Here is a 14,353-nt window from a genome sequence, read left to right as displayed (position 1 = left end):
GAGGGCTGCCGCAGCTTTACGGCGCGGCAGCCTAGGTTGTTTCAAAGTCCTTTCGAGATCTGCAGAGGCTGCAGGACGATATCTGCAAGCGCCGCCTTTCCCACCTCGAACGCCTTCTGGTACTCGGCGTCTTCCACCATCTCACGGAAGGCGGTCCGCCGGGGATACTGCACTAGCAGCACCGCGTCCCACCCTTCCACCTGCCCCGTCGTCAGAACGTCGAGGCCGTCGCCACGGAATAGGATCCGTGCGCCAAAGCGGGCAAGAATGGGTTCGGCCAGTCTCAGGTATTGCAAATGCCGTTCACGGCCGCCATCTGGGACGAACCGTAGAAGGTTCAGCATCACGACAGGAGCGTCGTCCTCTTCAGCTAGGAACTTGGCAAAGACGTCGGGCGAAAACGCGGTCGCTCCGTCAGAAACTGTCAGGAACGAGCGCCGGTCTCGATCTTGCTCGCGCCAACGCCGCATAAGTACGGACCGGCGCTCTGGATACCGCTCCTCGAGGATCGACGCGGAGCGTACAAGTGAGCAGATTCCGCTTTCGAACTGCCAGATCTCGAAACTGGAGAAGGCAAAGCGCATCTGTCCCGCCACGCCCGAAAAAAGCGTTCGGTCGCCTCCTGCCCGGCACCTCGCTCATGCTTCACGAGGAGGAGCCTGGCCGTCGCGAAGCGGGCCATGGAATACGTGACGCCGTCTACCGGGAATGGGAGATTCACGGCACGAACCGGATTCCCAAGGAAGCGACGATGCGCGTCCCGCAGGAAGTGGCTGAGCGCCGTGGCGACGGTATTCGACAATCTGAAAGCCGAACACTATGGACGAATATCAGGCAGTCTCGGCCGTTATTACCGAGTCGATTAAGCTCAACCGCATCGCACCAGCCGATCCCGGCCAAGGAAAGCGTAACGCGCGTTACGTCCCATATTGGGCGGCCTGAATATCAGCCTGGTAGTAGCTGTACGCATTGATGGGGTACGAACCAACAACCTAGGAGATATCAGGCAAGTTTACGGGTAGTGTGCGGGAGGTTCTGCAAAAATCTATTGAGGATTTGAGCGGCCATGGCAGGCTGGTGATGTCTAACGTCACCAACTCCCTAGGAGCCCCACCATGACCAGGAGTGAGAATAAACCATCGATAGCCGCCGTCAAAGATTTGATGGGTGCAAACCACGACGCATTGCGCATGATTATGCAGGATCTGCTGCAAGAGATGCTGGAAGGCGAGATGACCGAGGCACTCGGTGCCGCAAAGAGTGAACGGGCCGAGGCTCGGATCGGCTATCGTTCCGGGCATTACAATCGAACGCTGATCACGCGAGTCGGCAAGCTGGAGCTGCGAGTGCCGCAGGACCGCGATGGGCGGTTTTCAACTGAGCTGTTTGAGCGCTATCAACGCTCCGAACAGGCGCTAGTAGCGTCGCTGGCGGAGATGTACGTTCAGGGCGTTTCGACCCGGAAGGTGAAGGCGATCACTGAAGAGCTATGCGGCCACAGCTTCTCAGCTTCGACGATATCCGCGATCAACAAGCGACTGGACGAGAGTTTGACGGCTTTTGCCGAACGGCGGCTGGACGAGCCGTTCGCCTATCTCATCATCGATGCGAAGTACGAGAAAGTCCGCCAGGCAGGTGTCGTTCGCTCGTGCGCCGTGCTTGTCGCGCTCGGAATCGATTGGGAAGGGCGTCGTCAGATCCTTGCAGTCGAGCTTGCCAACCGAGAGAGCCACTCGTCGTGGAAGGACTTCCTGCTCGGCCTCAAACAGCGCGGACTGCACGGTGTCGAATACATCGTTGCCGATGACCATGCCGGCTTGCGCGCCGCCGTTCGCGAGGTGCTGCCCGACGCATGGTTCCAGCGCTGCTATGTTCATTTCCTTCGCAACGCACTCGATCACCTGCCGCGCAAAGCAGACGACGATTGCCTCCAGGAACTGCGTTGGATCTATGATCGCCGGGAATTGTCAGAGGCCAAGAGCGATCTCGCTGCTTGGCTGAGAAAATGGTCACCGCGATACCCCAAACTCGCAAGCTGGGCGGAGGAGACCATCGAGGAGACATTCACCTTCTACAGGCTGCCTCGCCAGCACCACAAACACATGAAGTCCACAAACATGCTCGAGCGTTTCAACGAGGAGATCAAACGCAGGACGATCGTGCTGCGCATCTTTCCCAACGAGGACAGTTGCCTACGCCTCATCCGTTCGCTCGCAGTAGAGACCCACGAAAACTGGCTCGAGGCAAACCGCTATCTCAACATGAACGACTTGAAGGAGATGAAAAAAGCCGACCTGCGTCAAGCAGCCTGACCAGCAGGCCAAGCCGCTATTTGCAGGACTTGCCGTACACGACCAGTTTACGGAGGACTTGGCTGTCCAGACCAATAATCCGACACACGGCTTGACGCAGACCGTTAGTCAGCAATAACCTTGCGTCATTCACCAGGGGTGTCCCGTCAAGGGGCTGAGATTCTGCTATCGTGCGCAGTGACCCGTTGAACCTGATCCAGTTCATACTGGCGTAGGGACGGTGCAAGCGCTCGAAGGCCGGGATTCCCGCGTGGATTCCATGCCGGCGTCTTTTCATCATTCCGGCTGAGGACTGGGTCTCCAATCGAAAACTTGGAGCCTCAAACCATGAATATCGCCGCAAAGACCATCACCCCCACAGTCACCACCGGCCCGCTGCCGGCCTCCCGCAAGATCCATATCCCGGGCCAGATCCACCCGGATATCCGCGTTCCCATGCGCGAGATCAGCGTCCACCCGACCTCAGGCGAGCCGCCGGTCACGGTCTATGATTCGTCCGGCATCTACACCGTCGAAGGCGCCGACATCAGCATCGAGCGCGGCCTTCCCGCGCTCCGGCGCGACTGGGTTCTCGCCCGTGGCGACGTCGAGGCCTATGACGGCCGGCGGGTAAGGCCCGAGGATAACGGCTTTGCCAGCGGCGAGCGCCTGACACCCGAATTCCCGGGTAAGCGCCAGCCACTGCGCGCCACCGACGGCAAGGCCGTGACCCAGCTTGCCTATGCGCGTGGCGGTATCATCACGCCGGAGATGGAATTCATCGCCATCCGCGAAAATCTCGGCCGTGAGGCGAAGGCGGACGCGATGATCCGCGACGGCGAGAGCTTCGGCGCGCATATTCCCGATCACGTCACGCCTGAATTCGTGCGCCAGGAAGTGGCCGCCGGACGCGCCATCATTCCCGCCAACATCAACCACCCCGAAGCCGAGCCGATGATCATCGGCCGAAACTTCCTGGTGAAGATCAACGCCAATATCGGCAACTCCGCCGTCACCTCCTCGATGGCCGAAGAGGTCGAGAAGATGGTCTGGGCGGCGCGCTGGGGTGCCGATACCGTCATGGACCTCTCGACCGGCCGCAACATCCACAACATCCGCGAATGGATCATCCGCAACTCGCCGCTCCCCATCGGCACGGTGCCGCTCTACCAGGCGCTGGAAAAGGTCGAGGGCATCGCCGAGAACCTGACCTGGGAGGTCTATCGCGACACGCTGATCGAGCAGGCCGAACAGGGAGTCGACTACTTCACCATCCATGCCGGCGTGCGGCTCCAATACATCCCGCTGACGGTCAACCGCGTCACCGGCATCGTCTCGCGCGGCGGCTCGATCATGGCCAAGTGGTGTCTTCATCACCACCGCGAGAGCTTCCTCTACGAGCATTTCGAGGAAATCTGCGACATCTGCCGCGCCTATGACGTGTCCTTCTCGCTGGGCGACGGCCTGCGGCCCGGCTCGATCGCCGACGCCAACGATGCCGCGCAATTCGCGGAACTGGAAACACTGGGCGAACTGACGAAGATCGCCTGGGCCAAGGATTGCCAGGTCATGATCGAAGGCCCTGGCCATGTGCCGATGCACAAGATCAAGGAAAACATGGACAAGCAGTTGGCCGTCTGCGGCGAGGCGCCGTTCTATACGCTCGGGCCGCTGACGACCGATATCGCGCCGGGCTACGACCACATCACGTCCGGCATCGGTGCGGCGATGATCGGCTGGTTCGGCACGGCGATGCTCTGCTACGTCACGCCGAAGGAGCATCTCGGCCTGCCGGATCGCAACGACGTGAAGACCGGGGTCATCACCTACAAGATCGCCGCCCATGCCGCCGATCTCGCCAAGGGGCATCCGGCCGCCCAGCTGCGCGACGATGCGCTGTCGCGCGCCCGCTTCGAGTTCCGCTGGGAGGACCAGTTCAACCTGTCGCTCGACCCGGAAACGGCCCGCGGCTTCCACGACGAGACGCTGCCGAAGGAAGCGCACAAGGTCGCGCATTTTTGCTCCATGTGCGGCCCGAAATTCTGCTCGATGCGGATTTCCCACGATATCCGCGCCGAAGCGCAGAAGGAGGGACTGGACGCCATGGCGGCGAAATATCGCGACGGCGGCGATCTCTACATGGCCGTCGACGCCACCGCGCAACCGGGCAGCTGAGATGCGCGTCTTTGTCAAAGGGGCCGGCGTCGCCGGCCTCACCGTTGCCCGAGAACTCAGCGCGCGAGGCGCCGAGGTGACCGTCTTCGATCCGAACGCGGGCTTTTCGGCCGCCGCCTCCTGGCTCGCAGGCGGCATGCTGGCGCCTTGGTGCGAGCGCGAGAGCGCTGACGAGGCCGTGCTGCACGAAGGACAGGATGCGCCCGACCGTTGGGAGGCGATGCTGCCGCGCGAGGTCAAACGGAACGGCACATTGGTGCTGGCGCCCGCGCGCGACCATGCGGAGCTGAAGCGCTTCGCCGGCCGCACGACGGGGTATGAATGGCTCGACGAAGAGCGGATCGCGGCGCTCGAACCCAGCATGGCCGGTCGCTTCCGACAGGGCCTGTTCTTTCCGCGCGAAGCGCATCTCGATCCGCGCCGGGCGCTGACTGCCTTGCGCGACAAGCTGATCGCGCGCGGCGCCATCTTCGTCGAAACGATCCCCGAAAAGCAGGACTTCGACCATATCGTCGATTGCACCGGCGCGGCGCGCATCAACGAGACCGCTTCGCTGCGCGGCGTCCGCGGCGAGATGCTCTACCTCAGGACGGACGAGGTCACTCTCGACCGCCCGGTGCGGCTGCTGCACCCGCGTATGCCTGTCTATATCGTGCCGCGCGGCAACGGCTTGTTCATGGTCGGCGCGACGATGATCGAGACGGAATTCGCAGGTCCGATCACAGCCCGCTCGCTGATGGAACTGCTGAACGCCGCCTACGCGCTGCACCCCGCCTTCGCCGACGCGACGGTGGTGGAAACCGGCGCCGGCATCCGCCCCGCCTTTCCCGACAATTTCCCCCGCGTCGAGCAGCACGGAAATCTGATCTCGCTGAACGGCCTTTATCGCCACGGCTTTCTGCTCGCGCCCGCCATGGCGACGCGGGCGGCCGACCTTGTCTTCAACACCGATACCGCGGGAGGACACGCATCATGAAACTGATCGTCAACGGCGAAGCCAAGGAGATCGCCGCCGCCACGCTCGAGGAGTTGCTGGCGCTGATGGATTACGAAGGCGACTGGCTGGCGACCGCCGTCAATGGCGAACTCGTGCACCGCGAGGACCGGCCGGCCCATTTGCTGAACAATGACGACCGGATCGAGATCCTGTCGCCGATGCAGGGAGGTTGACCGATGCTTGAACTCCATGGAACGCATCTGCGCTCGCGCCTGCTCTTGGGCACCGCGCGCTACCCCTCGCCGTCGATAATGGCCGATGCCGTCAGCCGCTCCGGCACCGAGATCGTTACCGTCTCGCTTCGCCGCGAGACCGCTGGCGGCCGCCATGGCGGCGCCTTCTTCGAGACGATCCGCTCGCTGGGCGTCAAGGTGCTGCCCAACACCGCCGGCTGCCACGGCGTTTCCGAGGCGGTGCTGACGGCGAAGATGGCGCGCGAGCTGTTCGCCACCGACTGGATCAAGCTCGAGGTGATCGGCAACCACGACACGCTGCAGCCCGATGTCTTCGGCCTTGTCGAGGCGGCCCGCATTCTCGTTGGCGAAGGGTTTCGGGTCTTCCCCTACACGACCGACGACCTCGTCGTCGCCGAACGGCTGCTGGAGGCCGGCTGCCAGGTGCTGATGCCCTGGTGCGCGCCGATCGGCAGCGCCGCCGGCCCGCTTAACCCGACAGCTCTGAGATCGCTGCGCTCACATTTCCCAGATGTGCCGCTGATCGTCGATGCCGGCATCGGCCGTCCATCGCATGCCACAGCGGTCATGGAGCTTGGATTCGACGCCGTTCTGCTCAACACCGCGGTAGCGGGCGCCGGCGATCCGGTCCTGATGGCCGCTGCCTTCGCGGGCGCCATCGAAGCCGGCCGACAGGCGTTCGAGGCGAGCATGCTGGAGCCCCGCGACATGGCGGTGCCATCGACGCCGGTTATCGGACAGGCGGTGTTCGCATGATGCTCGATCCGTTCTACCTCATCGTCGACAGCGTCGACTGGATCTCACGGCTGGTGCCTCTTGGCGTCAAGCTGGTGCAGCTGCGCATCAAGGATCGCTCCGAGGCCGATCTGCGCCGAGAGATCCGCAGTGCTCGGGCGATCTGCGCGGAATACCGCTGCCAGCTGATCGTCAACGATTACTGGCAGCTGGCGATCGGGGAGGGCTGCGATTTCGTCCATCTCGGCCAAGAGGATCTGGAGACAGCCGACCTCGCCGCCATCCGCGCCGCCGATATCAAACTCGGCCTCTCCACCCATGACGAAACGGAACTGCGGACCGCGCTCGTTGCCCGGCCGGATTACATCGCGCTCGGCCCGGTCTACGCGACGATCCTCAAGCAGATGAGATGGGCGCCGCAGGGACTGCCGCGACTATGCGCCTGGAAATCGAAGATCGGCGACCTGCCATTGGTGGCGATCGGCGGGCTGAACATCGACCGCATCGACGGCGTCTTCGCTCACGGCGCCGACAGCGCCGCCGTGGTCACCGACATTACCCGCAATGCCGATCCCGTGGCCCGCACCCGACAATGGTTGGAGGTCACGAAGCCATGGCGCTAAGCCGAAGTTGAGATTGGACGGTTCTTGGCCAACGCCAATGACGGGATGTTCGCGCTTGGTGGTTTCTCCTATAGGATCGCGGAGCCATTCGAGTGATGAGGAGCGGAGCGCCGATTTGAAGACGAATAAGCCTCTAATCCTCACCGCGCGCGTTGCCGAGGTCGATCTCCAGCCATTCGATCTTCTCCGCGAAACGCATTTCCCGCCGGAGCAAAATTTTCTCCGCGCGCATCTGACAATGTTTCACCGGTTGCCGGGTGAATATGTTGAGCGCATCACCGGAAGTCTTCAGTCCGTCGCGGACCACCAAGGCCCATTTACAGCGAAAGTCACTGGCGTTCGCCACCTGGGAATGGGAGTTGCCTTCAGTATCGAAAGCCCCGAGCTGATATCGATCAGGGATGAACTGCGGAAAGTCTTTATCAACTGGCTGGGCTCTCAGGACATGCGGACGTGGCAACCGCACATTACCATACAAAACAAGGTGGCACCGGCGCGGGCGGACAAGCTATATCGTGAGCTCTCGGAGGGCTTCCAGATGCACGGCATCACCATCACGGGGCTTGTTCTATGGAGATACCTTGATGGTCCGTGGGCCGCCGAGTGGGCGACGATGTTCGACGCACGCCAGCATGCAAGCTAAACGCATGCGCGCCGGTTGCTCTCCTGATTGCTTGTTTCGCTTGTGATAACGCAGTCGCTGACATCTTGTGCTTGATGGACAGAGAAAGCGCGGGACGACAGCCATGCGGTAGCTTGCGTCGCGATGGCAAACCCGCGACGAACAACCCTTTTCTCGCAAATGCAGAAAATCTGGATATTCTGGAAACTTCAATCGGAGTTCGTTTCATGCGCCAGTTCACGACCGGTGACCTCAATAAGCAGGTCGGTGATGTGACGTCACAGATGCCGCCAGCCGGGAGCCGGTCGTCCTGACCAAGCATGGGAAGTCGCGCTTTGTCCTAATGAGCCACGATCATGACGAGCGTCGGCGCACGGGCGGCGATACGGGTAAAGTACATCGCGCGGCGGAAATGCCCTCGGAACATATAGACTTGCTTGAAGCGGAAATCGATCGTCTGGCGCGCGGCGAAGGTTACGGCGATGAGCCGTGAATTCCTTCCCGGATAAATCATCGCCTATCCGTATCTCTGGGGTAGCGGAGCGAGATCACGACGCAGGTCGGGCGCGACTGGGCGGCTCGGCGATATCATGATTGTACTCGTGACCATAACCCGGCAGCGCTTCAGGTCGCTCGAGCCGGCGCGGCGTGCTTCCGTATCGTGAACTTCAATGGCGCCACGATCCGACTCCAGTGGCTGCGTCGTAACAGCAAGAAGAGCAGGTGCGTGAGGCCGTCCTTGGCGTTCAAGCAGGCGTGGTTGGCAAGAGCAGGCTAATCGCCTCGAAAGGCACTGAGTCTACGGTCCGGTCATTCCCATCTAGCGCTCTTCTCCCATTGTCGCTTTGCGCTTCGCGCCACGAGCGAACTCAGCTCCTCGTTTCTTGATCAACCGTGTCCTATGACATTTTAATACCTTCGCGAGGCGCCGCGAATGGATCGCTTATGCGCTGAAGCCCATCTTCTCCGATGTCGTAACGTCGAATTGGAAACGAAGATGTATTTCGAGCTGAAGGACGCGACCGCCGACATTCTTGCGCGAAGCCGTCGCCACGATGAGCTTTGCGATCTGCCGCTGCAATTGATTGCGTCGGAAAGCGAGGCCTACGACATCCAGGCCGCCGCGCAGGATGCGCTGGGGTTCGAGAGGAAAGGCTATGCGATTGCTGGTTCGACGGAAAGGTCGCAAAGGACCCTCGGCCTGACATCACCTATCTACTCGGAAATCCCAGCCTCAAGCTTTCTTAACAACACCCGGGAGTTTCGACTACCTCCCGGCGCGATTGGTGTGCAATGCGAATTTGCCTTCACCCTGCTTCGACCCTACCCCGACGCGGGCGAACGCATTGATCTCGGCAGCGCACGCGATGCCATTCTCGCCTGCCGCCCGGCAATATGCCTTTTAGGGAGAAGAACCCGGAGAACATTTTGGGGCAACAATCCCGCGATCGCCGACTTCGGACTTCATGTCGCCACGTTGTGCGGTAACCACGTGCCAGCAGCATCTCTTGCGGAACTCGCCTCCATCGAGGTGACGACTTTCCTGTTCAGGGAGACCGTCGTCTCTGGCAAGGCTTCATCAATCATGGAGGATCCAGTTAATGCAGTTGTCTGGATCGCGCGCCAACTCGCCGCGAAAGGGCGTCAACTGGAGCCAACCGACGTCGTCACGACGGGCTCATGCACCACCATCCTGCAGGTTCTGGCCGGACAGCACGTCGCCGCGGACTTTGGTCCGCTCGGTCAGCTCGACTGCGTTTTCACATAATTACTCCCAGAAGGCTCAACAATGCCCCCACGCACACTCTTTGTCGCCGAAATCAAAAAGAAGCGGCCGATCGTGCAAAAGACGACAAGGCAGATCCCGCTAAACCACGCCGCTACTCGAGCGATTCAAAGCGACGCCGAGGCTCAATCCTGATGGTCAGCAGAAGCATTCCGCACGAGTATTTCGTGCTCGACGTTGCTGATCGCAGCGGACCGATTGTTGCCAGGCTTGGCGACCGCACCGTTCCTGAATCCGTTATAGATCGCCGTGGTCGGCGATACCATTTCGCCGGCGTTGCAAGACGTGACCCGCGCGGTCGTCTTGATGTGACGGCATTGCGGCAAGGCGAATGGATCGTCGCGCCGGACCTCATCTATCGCAGAGCATAGGCGCCAGGAGCAAACGGCTCCGTGAACATCAGAGAGGCCAATGATCGGTTGGGCTGACGGCAGTTGACCGATTGTCGGCCTCACCCCTTATTTAAGCAAGACGCACTTCGTTTAAAAAGGCGATAGACTTAAATAAGTACGCTTGATTAAAGCGAGCACATCGAATTCTTGAGCACTGAGCCCGAGTGATTTGCGTAGGGCATGAATGCGGCGATCACGCAGCGTTTGAACCGCTATGCCCGATACATCCATTCTTAACGCTCGCCCCCTATTGCCGCTCGCCCTCGGCATTGCCGTCGAGAGAAACATTTCATCACGCCACTTTCAGCGAAAGATATCTCAATTCTGCGAGCTATCGCACCGATTGTGTCCAGGCGGGTGCTGGAGAACATCCGGCCCTTCCTGGTCAGCTTAATTATCTACCGGAAATCTCCCCCGCTCATGAATGGCGTATCGACTGGACGACGATCGGTCAGGCCTGCGGGATTGAAGCCGATTTGACGGCAGAACTAAAAAAACAACTGCGGCCAGGCCTGGATGCAATCATCCGGTGGGTCGGTGTAGCACCAACGGTCGAAGAGAAACGGCCGCCAAAGCAGACAGTTCGTCCCGACAAGATAACGCCTGCAAAAAAGCAGCCTCCGCAACCTCAATCAGAAAGCCCCAACGTGCGACAACGGATGGCAACTTTGCCCCGTCCGCATCTGCGCCGCGTGGGCCGACGCCAAAACCGATCAGCCCTTTCCCGGAACCACTGTTCGAAGCGACAGAAGATCCGGCGAGCTCTCAGGATGCACTGGTTTATCATATGCGTCGGTTCGGCGACACTTATTGGCAGCTTTACCGCGCCGTTGTTCATCTGAATGAGAGCTTCGACAATAAGACGCTACTATCCTGGATCCAGGGCGAGCGCGTGCCCCGATCTGTAGCCAGTTTCAATATCCTCCGCCGCATCGAGCGACGCTATCGGCTTTCGGAGGGATATTTCAAAGAGAAGCTGCCGCACCAGGCGCGCTCGCTCTATGGTCACGATCTCGGTGACATCAGCCCGGCTGAGCGTCGAAGGATTTCGTTGCGCCTGCCCGAGGACTTCAACAGCCTGCCCTTTACCAAGCGCGAGGAGATCCTCGACTGGGTGCGCCGGGTAATCATTTCAGGCTCGACAGAGTATCGCCGCTATCAGGCGGCAGCCAGTAAGCAGCGTTATGCGATCCGCTTTCCCGGCGTCACCTATGGCGGCAGCTTTCTTTCCGCTCGATCGTTGGCCTCCGCTGCCGGTGCCAATCAGAACCTTGCGGCAGAACTTGATGATCCGGATCTGCTCTCCGGCGTTGTCGACGCGCCGCCGAGGCTTGCAATGGAAATGGCGGATCTCATCCGCTTCAAGACCTCGACGCTGACGGCTATTGGCTTTCAGCGTAATGCGGTCCGGGGTGAAGAAACGGCCTCCCAGAAGATCGAGCACCTGGGTCTGATGTTTGGTCCGCTGGCTGCCTCGCCAAATGGTGCCGTAAAGGGTTTCGGCGTGCCAGTCAGCCAGTTGAGCATCGGCCTTCTCGTCTTCCCCGGTGTTTGGTATCTACAGTGGCGCGAACAGCGGCGTGGTTTCTACACCAAATGCAAGAGGACATGTTGATGGTCGCCCAAGCCCTATCTCGCGCGGACGTCGGTCGGCTGGATCCGGCAGCACCCGGAACTCCTTCGGAATGTCAGGCCCATCGCCGGTCTGATCGAGCAGGAAGAAATCGATTTCGCAGCTCGCGACTGGCATGGCGCCTGCGATGCGTTTCATCGGCATTGCCGCTAACCGATTCAAGGAAATCCAACGCGTCATGCGTGTTCACCGCGACCCGTTTGAGCCGATCATGTGTGTCCTCGAGGCCGAGAGCCCGTTGGCGGAGTATCGGAAGATCACAGATGAGATCGTGAGACGCATGCCGGATGAAAGCCGATACTTGCGGCCAGCGGCCGAAGCCGTCAGGTCCTTCCTACTCCTTCACCTCGGCCCGCATCTCGGGCCAAGGCAGAAGAACCTTCGCCAACTTCGTGTCTGCCCGCGCGGACATTATCCGACATCAGAACGCCGGCTTGAAGACATGAAGTGCGGCGAGTTGCGCTGGAGCGATCGCGACCATGGGTGGGAGGTCCTAATCTTATCGGTCGCATTCAAAGACTCTGGCTCCTCCTTCTTCGCACAGAAGCCGTGCAAGCTGATCCTGGCCGACTTGCTATCTCTACAAATACCTCGACGCTTACAGCGACCGCCATCGTGGTGTTCTGCTCGGCGGAGCCAAAGATCCCGGAACCCTTTTCGTCAAGACGGTCAAGACCACCAGCCTTGATGCGGCCTACAACTCGACAACCTTCTACGAGGCTCGGCGGAGGATCATTCAACGCTATGGCATCTATAATCCCTATACCGGACGGGGTGCGATCAAGGGCTTTTTGCCGCTTGGACCCCATAACCTGCGCGACATTCTTGCGACGCATATTCTGAAGCAGACCGGATCCTACGAGCAGGCAAGGGACGCCATTCAGGACACGCCAGACGTCGTGCAACAGCACCATGGTCGCTTCCTGCCACAAGAAAAGGCCGCACTGGCGGCCAAGATCCTCAATCAGGTTTGGGAAGCTGCATAAAATCGAATGAGATGCTCGGCTTGGATGTCGGCTACACCCTACGTCCGAGCCGAGCTCGTCGTTTCGCTCTTGAAGGGACATCAACCGACGGCCCGTCGTTCATCGGAGATCAGATTTTTCCACTCGGACAGCTACTTTGCTGCCGGTAGCCGTCCACGACCATCCAGAGGACAAGTACGTTTCGAGATTTCGATTTTCGAGTAATAAAAATCTTCGAAAATACTTTATATATTTCTGGCACTTCAGTGACACTGACCCCGATCAGATGCCAAAATTTGCATGAAATTTGTAAAAAATTGCATTCACGACCATATGTCGTTATAGTGAGTGCAGGAGCTATCCCATGACGAAGTTACAGGAATTGAAAAAGCATCTGCGGTCCGGCAAGGTCTACCGTCGGCAGGATCTCGCCCAATGGTCGTCGTCTGTTGATCGGCATTTGCAGCAAATGCTGGCAGAAGGATACCTGACCAAGCTATCAACCGGCGTCTATCACCGGCCGAAGCAAACCGCGTTCGGCAAAGCCCCCGCCGAGGATGATGCGCTCGTCGAGGCTTTTCTGAAGGATGACCGTTACCTCGTCACCTCGCCCAATGCCTATAACAGCTTGGGTGTTGGCGTGACACAGCTCTATAACAAAACCGTCGTCTATAACCATAAGCGCCACGGCAACTTCATGCTGGGCGGTCGCGAGTTCGAGTTCCGAAAAAAGCCGGCCTTCCCCAAAATCCTGACCAAAGAATTCCTACTGGTCGATCTGGTCAACAATCTCGACCAGCTGGCCGAGGACCGCGATCACGTGCTGGCCCGCGTGAAGGAACGTGCCCTGCAAGACAATCCTACCGCTCTCACCCGTGCCGCCAAAGAATACGGTATGGTGCGCACGCGGAAATTCTTCAACACCCTCGCCGCGGATACGCATGCCAGCTGACTTCCTCCATAGGCACAAGGATTTTGCATCCCTGCTGCGCATCGTAGCGGACCAGATGAAGGTGCAGCCGGTGCTGGTCGAAAAAGACTACTGGATCATGCATTGCCTATACGGCCTGCAGCAGTGGAGATGGCATTCGAGCTGAAGGGAGGCACCTCGCTCTCGAAAGGATACCGCATCATCAACCGCTTCTCGGAGGATATCGATATCCGTATCGAACCGCCGAAAGCGATGGAGGTAAAAACCGGCCCCAATCACGACAAGGTGGCACATCGTGAAAGCCGGAAGGCTTTTTATGACTGGCTGGCCGAGACGATCACGATCGAGGGTTTCCAAAAGATCAAGCGCGATACCGAATTCGACAACGAGACGTACCGCAGTAGCGGCATCCGCCTCTACTACCGCGAGACGACCGGCACTAAAACGGATCTCAAGAATGGCGTGTTGCTCGAAGCCGGCTTCGACACGGTGGCTCCCAATATCGATAAGGATATCAGCTCCTGGGCCTATGATTACGCTGTATCGCGCGTCGAGCTGATCGATAATCGCGCACTGGCCGTTCCCTGCTACGAGCCCGGCTACACGCTGGTCGAGAAGCTCCAGACCATCTCCACTAAATATAGCAAGCAGCAGGAAACCGGCCAGTTCCCCGCCAATTTCCTCCGACATTATTACGACGTCTACTGCTTGCTAGACAACCGGACGTGCAAGCTTTCCTCGGCTCGGACGCGTATGGTGCCCACAAGCAGAAACGCTTTCCGAAGGCCGACAATCAGGACATCGGCAGCAATCCCGCGTTCAGCCTATCCGATCCGGAGACGTTCGGAGTCTACGAGCGCGCTTTCGAGCGGACGTCGGCCCTATATTATCATGGCCGGCCCACCCTGAAAGAGATCGTGGCCCGCATCACCTCCTACGTAGATCGTCTTTGACAAACACTGTCCCAGGTGGGCTGATCTTTAGTGGATCGCACTGCAAAACCAGTGAG

The 14,353-nt window shown here is 59.6% G+C and carries 13 protein-coding genes, 2 pseudogenes and 1 riboswitch; of the genes and pseudogenes, 14 read left to right on the top strand and 1 reads right to left on the bottom strand.

The annotated features are described in order from the left end of the window. Positions 1-41: 41 nt before the first annotated feature. Positions 42-584 carry a DUF1330 domain-containing protein gene (locus ACVTFQ_RS31060; protein WP_470424545.1) on the bottom strand — a complete coding sequence of 181 codons (543 nt, stop codon included), beginning with the start codon at positions 582-584 and terminating at the stop codon, positions 42-44. 531 nt (positions 585-1,115) lie between these two features. Between ACVTFQ_RS31060 and ACVTFQ_RS31055 the strand changes: the two genes are divergently transcribed. The 14 genes and pseudogenes from ACVTFQ_RS31055 to ACVTFQ_RS30990 all read left to right on the top strand — a co-directional run bounded on the left by ACVTFQ_RS31055 (position 1,116) and on the right by ACVTFQ_RS30990 (position 14,253). Then, on the top strand, positions 1,116-2,312 hold the full coding sequence (locus ACVTFQ_RS31055; RefSeq protein WP_470423900.1) for an IS256 family transposase: 1,197 nt from the start codon (positions 1,116-1,118) through the stop codon (positions 2,310-2,312). A 124-nt stretch (positions 2,313-2,436) separates the two neighbouring features. Next, a riboswitch (TPP riboswitch) is annotated at positions 2,437-2,548 on the top strand. A gap of 91 nt (positions 2,549-2,639) precedes the next feature. Then, on the top strand, positions 2,640-4,466 hold the full coding sequence (gene thiC, locus ACVTFQ_RS31050; protein ID WP_470424544.1) for a phosphomethylpyrimidine synthase ThiC: 1,827 nt from the start codon (positions 2,640-2,642) through the stop codon (positions 4,464-4,466). 1 nt (position 4,467) lies between these two features. Further along, the gene (gene thiO / locus ACVTFQ_RS31045) at positions 4,468-5,442 is read left to right on the top strand and encodes a glycine oxidase ThiO (protein ID WP_470424543.1); all 975 of its coding nucleotides are present in this window, start codon (positions 4,468-4,470) and stop codon (positions 5,440-5,442) included. After that, positions 5,439-5,636, top strand: coding sequence for a sulfur carrier protein ThiS (thiS, locus tag ACVTFQ_RS31040; protein WP_470424542.1), 198 nt, complete (start codon positions 5,439-5,441; stop codon positions 5,634-5,636). Before thiO ends, thiS begins: the two co-directional genes overlap by 4 nt. Before the next feature lie 3 nt (positions 5,637-5,639). Next, positions 5,640-6,413, top strand: a complete 774-nt coding sequence (locus ACVTFQ_RS31035; protein WP_470424541.1) for a thiazole synthase — start codon at positions 5,640-5,642, stop codon at positions 6,411-6,413. After that, on the top strand, positions 6,410-7,015 hold the full coding sequence (locus ACVTFQ_RS31030; RefSeq protein ID WP_470424540.1) for a thiamine phosphate synthase: 606 nt from the start codon (positions 6,410-6,412) through the stop codon (positions 7,013-7,015). The genes ACVTFQ_RS31035 and ACVTFQ_RS31030 overlap by 4 nt, the downstream gene beginning before the upstream one ends. 115 nt (positions 7,016-7,130) lie before the next feature. Then, on the top strand, positions 7,131-7,658 hold the full coding sequence (locus tag ACVTFQ_RS31025; protein ID WP_470424539.1) for a 2'-5' RNA ligase family protein: 528 nt from the start codon (positions 7,131-7,133) through the stop codon (positions 7,656-7,658). A 206-nt stretch (positions 7,659-7,864) separates the two neighbouring features. Then, positions 7,865-8,130: pseudogene (locus ACVTFQ_RS31020) on the top strand (type II toxin-antitoxin system prevent-host-death family antitoxin). 504 nt (positions 8,131-8,634) lie between these two features. Beyond that, positions 8,635-9,405 carry a 2-keto-4-pentenoate hydratase gene (locus ACVTFQ_RS31015; RefSeq protein ID WP_470424538.1) on the top strand — a complete coding sequence of 257 codons (771 nt, stop codon included), beginning with the start codon at positions 8,635-8,637 and terminating at the stop codon, positions 9,403-9,405. A gap of 152 nt (positions 9,406-9,557) precedes the next feature. Next, positions 9,558-9,794 carry a hypothetical protein gene (locus ACVTFQ_RS31010; RefSeq protein ID WP_081993172.1) on the top strand — a complete coding sequence of 79 codons (237 nt, stop codon included), beginning with the start codon at positions 9,558-9,560 and terminating at the stop codon, positions 9,792-9,794. A gap of 289 nt (positions 9,795-10,083) precedes the next feature. After that, positions 10,084-12,434: pseudogene (locus ACVTFQ_RS31005) on the top strand (hypothetical protein). A gap of 343 nt (positions 12,435-12,777) precedes the next feature. Next, complete coding sequence (locus tag ACVTFQ_RS31000) at positions 12,778-13,365, top strand: AbiEi antitoxin N-terminal domain-containing protein (protein ID WP_283193831.1); 588 nt, start codon at positions 12,778-12,780, stop codon at positions 13,363-13,365. Next, positions 13,355-13,510 (top strand): hypothetical protein, encoded by a 156-nt coding sequence (locus ACVTFQ_RS30995; RefSeq protein ID WP_470424537.1) that lies wholly within the window; start codon positions 13,355-13,357, stop codon positions 13,508-13,510. The genes ACVTFQ_RS31000 and ACVTFQ_RS30995 overlap by 11 nt, the downstream gene beginning before the upstream one ends. Then, positions 13,495-14,253 (top strand): nucleotidyl transferase AbiEii/AbiGii toxin family protein, encoded by a 759-nt coding sequence (locus ACVTFQ_RS30990; protein WP_470424536.1) that lies wholly within the window; start codon positions 13,495-13,497, stop codon positions 14,251-14,253. Before ACVTFQ_RS30995 ends, ACVTFQ_RS30990 begins: the two co-directional genes overlap by 16 nt. Positions 14,254-14,353: the final 100 nt, after the last annotated feature.

It is taken from the genome of Rhizobium sp. O111, assembly GCF_055616315.1.
Note: the sequence above shows the minus strand (reverse complement) of the source record. Positions and strands in the feature narration are given on the sequence as shown.